The sequence below is a fragment of the Streptomyces himastatinicus ATCC 53653 genome (assembly GCF_000158915.1).
Classification (GTDB): Bacteria; Actinomycetota; Actinomycetes; order Streptomycetales; family Streptomycetaceae; genus Streptomyces; species Streptomyces himastatinicus.
Genome location: NZ_GG657754.1, coordinates 10,607,736 through 10,612,851, shown reverse-complemented (window position 1 = coordinate 10,612,851; position 5,116 = coordinate 10,607,736). Strand labels below are relative to the sequence as shown.

The following is a 5,116-nucleotide window of genomic DNA, read 5'->3' as shown; positions in this document are numbered from 1 at the left end:
GGCGCCGGGATCCCCCTGGTCGAGCACCTCACGCACCTCGACCAGCTGCCGTCGTCCGGTGTGCGCTTCACCGCCGTGCCGGTGAAGGTCTCGGGAATGGGTACCTTTCCGGTCCGTGCCTTCGCGACCTGGAATCGATGGATGTAACAGCGGACATCAGGACAGGCATCACCGCACTCCCGCGCCTGCTTCGGACAGTCAACGGAAGGCGAACATGGTCAGCTTGCAGCAATTCCGCACTCTGCACTCCGTACGGTCACACGGTGGCATCCATGCTGCGGCCAAGGCGCTTCATCTGTCGCCGTCAGCGGTCTCCCAGCAGATCAAGGCGCTCGGCTCGGAGTGCGGGTTCCCTCTGGTGGAGCCGGACGGGAGAGGCATCAGGCTCACCGAGGACGGCTCCCGCATCGCCCAGATCGCCTCCCAGATCGCGGACCTGTGGGAGTCCTCGGTCTCCCGCCGTTCGGCGGACGGAGCGATGACGGTGGCGCGGAGGCGCTGCGTCAAGGTCGGTGCGTTCCCCTCGGCGCTGGTGCGCTGCGTCCTGCCGGCGATCAGCTGCTCCGGGGACTTACCGTTCGACATGCACTTATTCGAAACCGCCCCGTACGAGGGGCGGAGGCTGGTGGGAGAAGGCGTTCTGGAAGCGGCGGTCTCACTCCAGGAAACAGGTGAAGAACCACGAGATCTGCTACGGGTCGTGCCCTTACGGCACGACCCGTTCTTGTTCGTCGGGCCGCCGGATCTCATCTCCGCGGTGACCCGGCCCGGCGCCGGTCAGCCGCTGTCGGCGATGCGCTGGGTGCTGCCCCGGGCGGGATCGGACTGTGACCGTCTCATCGCCACCCACTTGGCACGCCACAAGATCACCGCACGACCGGTGGGCCGCACCGACGACTGGGTGCTCGCCCAGGAGATGGCGATCGCCCTGAACGCCCTGGCGTTCGTGCCGTCCTCGGCGCTCGCCACCCGCAGCGACCTCGCCCGCTGTCTTCAGGCCGGAGAGATCCCCGCGCCCGCGCGCACGGTGGTGCTGGTCGCCGAGGCCGCCGCCGCGGCCACCGGGTGGTTCACCGTTTTGCAGCAACGCCTCCAGCAGGCCTATACGCGCACCGCGGGCGTCGCCTACGGAACCTGATCCGGGCGCTGATTCCGCAGCCGGACCAGCCCTTCGTATTCACTCTTCAACTTCCACTCGGGGTCCGGCGGAACATGGCCGGGACGCGGCACGTAGTCGGAATGGCGGCGCTGTCCGACCTCGTGCAGATAGCGCGGGCAGTTCTCGAACACCTCCGTCGTCCGTATGTGTACGACCGCGTCCGCCTCCGGGAAGACCTCGAGCTGTTCGGGGTTTTGTGAAACCTGCGCCTCGCCGTTGATGCGCAGCTTTATCGGCTTCTCGTAGTCGATGATGAGAATCCCCACGCGGGGATTCTCCAGGATGTTTCCGAGGCTGCGGAACATGCCGTTTCCGTCGTAGCTGGGGAACATCAGCTGATCGGGGGCGAGGATCTTCAGGAAGCCGGGGAGCCCTCCCTTGTAGGAACAGTCGGGAGCCCCCGCGGCGTTGGCGGTGGCGAGGTAGAAGCAGTCCGCCGCCTCGACGATCCCGGCCGCCGCGTCGTCCAGCCGGTCGGCCACGTAGCGCTGTGCGATGTGATCCGCCAGCCTCCGGGTGCCCAGGAGTTCCTGGACCCGGCGCGGGCCCTGGCCATAGAAGTCGTGACCGGGTGCAGACATGATCGTCCTCTTTCAGGCGACATCACGGTCGGTCCATCGTTGAAGCCGTTCGGCACTGCATGCAATGACCGTACACATATCGCGAACATTACCCATTCCTGACGGTCAGAATTATGCCGTCGTTCTTCATCGTGGTGGCTCTTCGCCGGGAACTGGGGAACGCTGTCGGACATGGTCACCGGCACATGACAGGAACGGCGTGCGGAAATCCCGGAACCCCGGAATACCGACACGCCACCACAGCCGGAAAGGATGAACATGCCCCCTACGATATGGGCGAAGGAAATCGTGGAGAATCGCTTTGCCAGCGGCAGCGTCTTCACGCTCCTGGACGAGGACGACAGCACTCCGGCCGACTGGGACACGTTCGCCGACAGCTGGTCGCGGCTGCCGGTCGACGCGTTCATGGCGCACGGCGAGACCTACCGCAGGCGCCGGCACTCCGTGTTCAACGTGTACGCGGACGGCCTCATCGACGAACTGGAGCCCCGGCCCTACCTCCAGAGCCCGGACATCAACCATCTCAACGGGGGTGTGCTGCGGACCTATGAGCCGATCGAGACAGCGATCACCTCCGGGTCCCTGTTCCGCGGGCTGCTGGCCGGTCTCACCGCCGTCCTCACCGAGGTGCACGGCTTCGACGTATGGCACCACCAGTGCTTCCAGAACCGGATCACCACCAGCAGCGAACAGACCGGCAATCCGACCCCCGAGGGCATGCACCGCGACGGCGTGGACTACGTCGTCACCCTCCTGGTCCGCCGGTGCGGCATCGAGGGCGGCCGCAGCGGCCTCTACGACGCGGTGACGCGCCGTCAAGTCCACTCCGAGACGCTCACCGCCCCCGGCGACACGCTGATCGCCGACGACGGGGAGACGCTGCACGACGCCACCCCCATCACTCCCGCGGCCCCGGACCGTCCCGGCTACCGGGACGTGTTCATCGACGTCATCACCCGCGGTTCTCAGCCCCGTTGAGCCGTGCCACGCGCACCCGGCTCGATGTGCCCAGCTCAGACCCAGCTCAAGGAAGGAACACCGCACATGACGCTCACCACTTTCCGTGAGGCGCCCACCGCAACGTTCGCCGACCAGCTCGGCTCGGCCTTCCCCGATCACGGCACCCCCGATCCGCAGACCCGGCTGTCCCTGCTGGGGCGGTTGCACGAGCACTACGTGGCCTACATGGCGGGGCCGGAGGCGTTCGCGTCCATTCCCCGGCTCAACACCGACCCGGAGATCACCGCCATCGAGGACGCCTGGCTCGCGTGGGAGGACGCCCAGGTCGACACCGCGGACCTGCCCGCCGACGGGGCCGTCTTCCGTGAGTGGTTCCTCGCGGTCGCGGACGCCCACACCCAGCCGGAGTTCTGCGACTACCTGGCCCAGGAGGCGAGCCTGGAGGAGATGGCCCTCTTCTTCATGGGCGAGGAACTCGTCGACAGCAAGTTCGACGACCTCATGGCCATGGTCCAGATCGGCACCGAGGGCCACACCAAGCTCACCATCGCGGAGAACTACTGGGACGAGATGGGTGAGGGCGACATCAACGGCGTTCACACCCGCATGTTCGAGCACTCCGCCGTCTACATGCGCGACCGCCTGGACAAAGCCGGTATCGACCGCGGTCAGCTGTACTGCCCCGAGGCCTATGAGAACGCCTGCCTGCTTCTGATGTACGGCATCCACCGCCATCTCAACCCCCGTGCCCTGGGCGCGATGGGTGTCCTGGAGCAGAGTGCCTCACCCCGCTTCCAGGCCATGGTCGACGGCTGCGACCGCCTGGGCGTTCCCTCCGACGTCATCGACTACCAGCGGGTCCATGTCCATGTGGACGCCGACCACGGCGCCGAATGGTTCGACGGCGTCTTCGTACCGCTCGTCGACCGCTCCCCCGCTCTGCTGCGGGCGATCTCCATCGGCGTGGCCACCCGGGTCCGCGTGGCCAACGGCTACTACCGGCACATCTGGCAGGCCATGCGCGCCCTCCGTGACTGAAGGGACCGAAGATGTCCGCTCCTTCTCCAGTACAGCCCCGGCTTCTCTTCCAGAAGGCACGGGTCGCCCGGCGGGACGAAGCCGTCTTCATCGCCAAGCTCGTCGTGGCCCTCGGCCTGGTGGGTTTCGCCGGATACCTCGCCCTCGCCCCTTCCCTGCCCGTCGCGCTCGCCGGAACGCTTCTGCTCGGCGCCCTCTACACGCACATGGTGGAACTCCAGCACCAATGCCTGCATCATTCGGCGTTCCGCGCCGCCAAGCCCCACCGCCTGGTCGGCGTTCCGCTGGGCATCCCGCTGCTGGTGTCCTACAGCCACTACCGGGTGCGCCATCTCCAGCACCACCGTTACCTCGGCACACCGCAGGACTCCGAGTTCTTCGGCTTCGACACCCGCAAACCACTCACCTGGGGCCTGCTGCTGCGCGGGCTCCTGGACTACCCGCGCCTGTTCGCCGTCCTCAAGGACATCGGCCAGAGCTACACCGGCCGCTGGACGTATGACCTGGGACAGATAGCCGAACGCCGCCGGCGGGACATCATCGCCGAGTACCGGCTGCTGGGGGTGGTCCTCGCCGGTGCCGTCGCGGTGGCCGTCGCCGGGTACGGAGACCTCCTGCTGCGGCTGTGGGTGGTGCCGCTGCTGTTCGCCGTTCCGATGCACTTCCTGGTCGAGCTGCCCGAACATCTGCTGTGCGACACGGAGACCACCGATGTGCTGCACAACACCCGCTCCATCCGCGGCAGCTGGCTCACCACCTGGTTCACCAATGGCAACAATCTGCACATCGAGCACCATGCGGCGATGACCGTGCCGATCAACCGGCTGCCGGAGCGCCATGCCGAGGCGCGGCGGCACGCCACCCATGTCGAGCGCAGCTATCTCGACTTCTTCAGGAAGACGGCCGCGGCCGCCCGGCACAACCTGACGAAGGCGCCCGAGCCCCACACCCCGGGGAGCTGGCGATGACCGTTGCCGTGGCCCGGGTCCGGCACGCCACGATGAGCGTGCGGGGCTCCGCCATCCATCACGCACGCCTCCTGATCAACGATGTCGTCCCCGACGCGCTCCGCGTCTCCTGCGTCGACGACGTCATCCGCATCGAGGCCCCCGAGGCCGACCTCCGCATCCAGCTGCGGCCCGCCCTCGCGGGAGACGGCACCCGGCTGAGCTTCTGTGCCACGTTCCGGGAGGACAAGCCCGCCGGGGGCACCTGGTGGTCCAGCTGGGAGACGGAGGTCCGCGCCCAGCCGCACAGCCGCCACGTGGGCGAGTTCATCGCCGATGAGATCCGGCGAAGCCGTACCTCCTTCGCCCATGCCCTCCCCGACCCAGCACACGATCCGGCACGCTCCGAACCCGGCTGAAGCGCTCCGGAG

General features: G+C 67.4%; 6 protein-coding genes. 5 read left to right on the top strand and 1 reads right to left on the bottom strand.

The window, feature by feature from the left end; all coding sequences use genetic code 11:
- The first annotated feature begins 214 nt into the window (after nt 1–214).
- The gene (locus SSOG_RS47405; protein ID WP_009720945.1) at nt 215–1,138 is read left to right on the top strand and encodes a LysR family transcriptional regulator; all 924 of its coding nucleotides are present in this window, start codon (nt 215–217) and stop codon (nt 1,136–1,138) included.
- Here the strand turns inward: SSOG_RS47405 and SSOG_RS44710 are convergent.
- Nucleotides 1,126–1,740 (bottom strand): pyridoxamine 5'-phosphate oxidase family protein, encoded by a 615-nt coding sequence (locus SSOG_RS44710; RefSeq protein WP_009720944.1) that lies wholly within the window; start codon nt 1,738–1,740, stop codon nt 1,126–1,128. The two genes, SSOG_RS47405 and SSOG_RS44710, sit on opposite strands and share 13 nt — an antisense overlap.
- A gap of 258 nt (nt 1,741–1,998) precedes the next feature.
- Between SSOG_RS44710 and SSOG_RS44705 the strand changes: the two genes are divergently transcribed.
- From SSOG_RS44705 to SSOG_RS44690, 4 genes are all read left to right on the top strand, one after another.
- Nucleotides 1,999–2,718 carry a 2OG-Fe dioxygenase family protein gene (locus SSOG_RS44705; RefSeq protein WP_106516734.1) on the top strand — a complete coding sequence of 240 codons (720 nt, stop codon included), beginning with the start codon at nt 1,999–2,001 and terminating at the stop codon, nt 2,716–2,718.
- Nucleotides 2,719–2,784: 66 nt separating this feature from the next.
- Nucleotides 2,785–3,738: an iron-containing redox enzyme family protein gene (locus tag SSOG_RS44700; protein WP_106516565.1), complete on the top strand. Its 954-nt coding sequence runs from the start codon at nt 2,785–2,787 to the stop codon at nt 3,736–3,738.
- Nucleotides 3,739–3,749: 11 nt separating this feature from the next.
- The gene (locus tag SSOG_RS44695) at nt 3,750–4,706 is read left to right on the top strand and encodes a fatty acid desaturase family protein (protein WP_009720941.1); all 957 of its coding nucleotides are present in this window, start codon (nt 3,750–3,752) and stop codon (nt 4,704–4,706) included.
- Nucleotides 4,703–5,104, top strand: coding sequence for a hypothetical protein (locus SSOG_RS44690; RefSeq protein ID WP_009720940.1), 402 nt, complete (start codon nt 4,703–4,705; stop codon nt 5,102–5,104). The genes SSOG_RS44695 and SSOG_RS44690 overlap by 4 nt, the downstream gene beginning before the upstream one ends.
- Nucleotides 5,105–5,116: the final 12 nt, after the last annotated feature.

Excerpts from the sequence above, each read along its gene's own strand:
- SSOG_RS44710 (WP_009720944.1), bottom strand. The coding sequence starts at position 1,740 with ATGTCTGCACCCGGTCACGACTTCTATGGCCAGGGCCCGCGCCGGGTC.
- SSOG_RS44700 (WP_106516565.1), top strand. The coding sequence starts at position 2,785 with ATGACGCTCACCACTTTCCGTGAGGCGCCCACCGCAACGTTCGCCGAC.
- SSOG_RS44705 (WP_106516734.1), top strand. The coding sequence starts at position 1,999 with ATGCCCCCTACGATATGGGCGAAGGAAATCGTGGAGAATCGCTTTGCC.
- SSOG_RS44690 (WP_009720940.1), top strand. The coding sequence starts at position 4,703 with ATGACCGTTGCCGTGGCCCGGGTCCGGCACGCCACGATGAGCGTGCGG.
- SSOG_RS47405 (WP_009720945.1), top strand. The coding sequence starts at position 215 with ATGGTCAGCTTGCAGCAATTCCGCACTCTGCACTCCGTACGGTCACAC.
- SSOG_RS44695 (WP_009720941.1), top strand. The coding sequence starts at position 3,750 with ATGTCCGCTCCTTCTCCAGTACAGCCCCGGCTTCTCTTCCAGAAGGCA.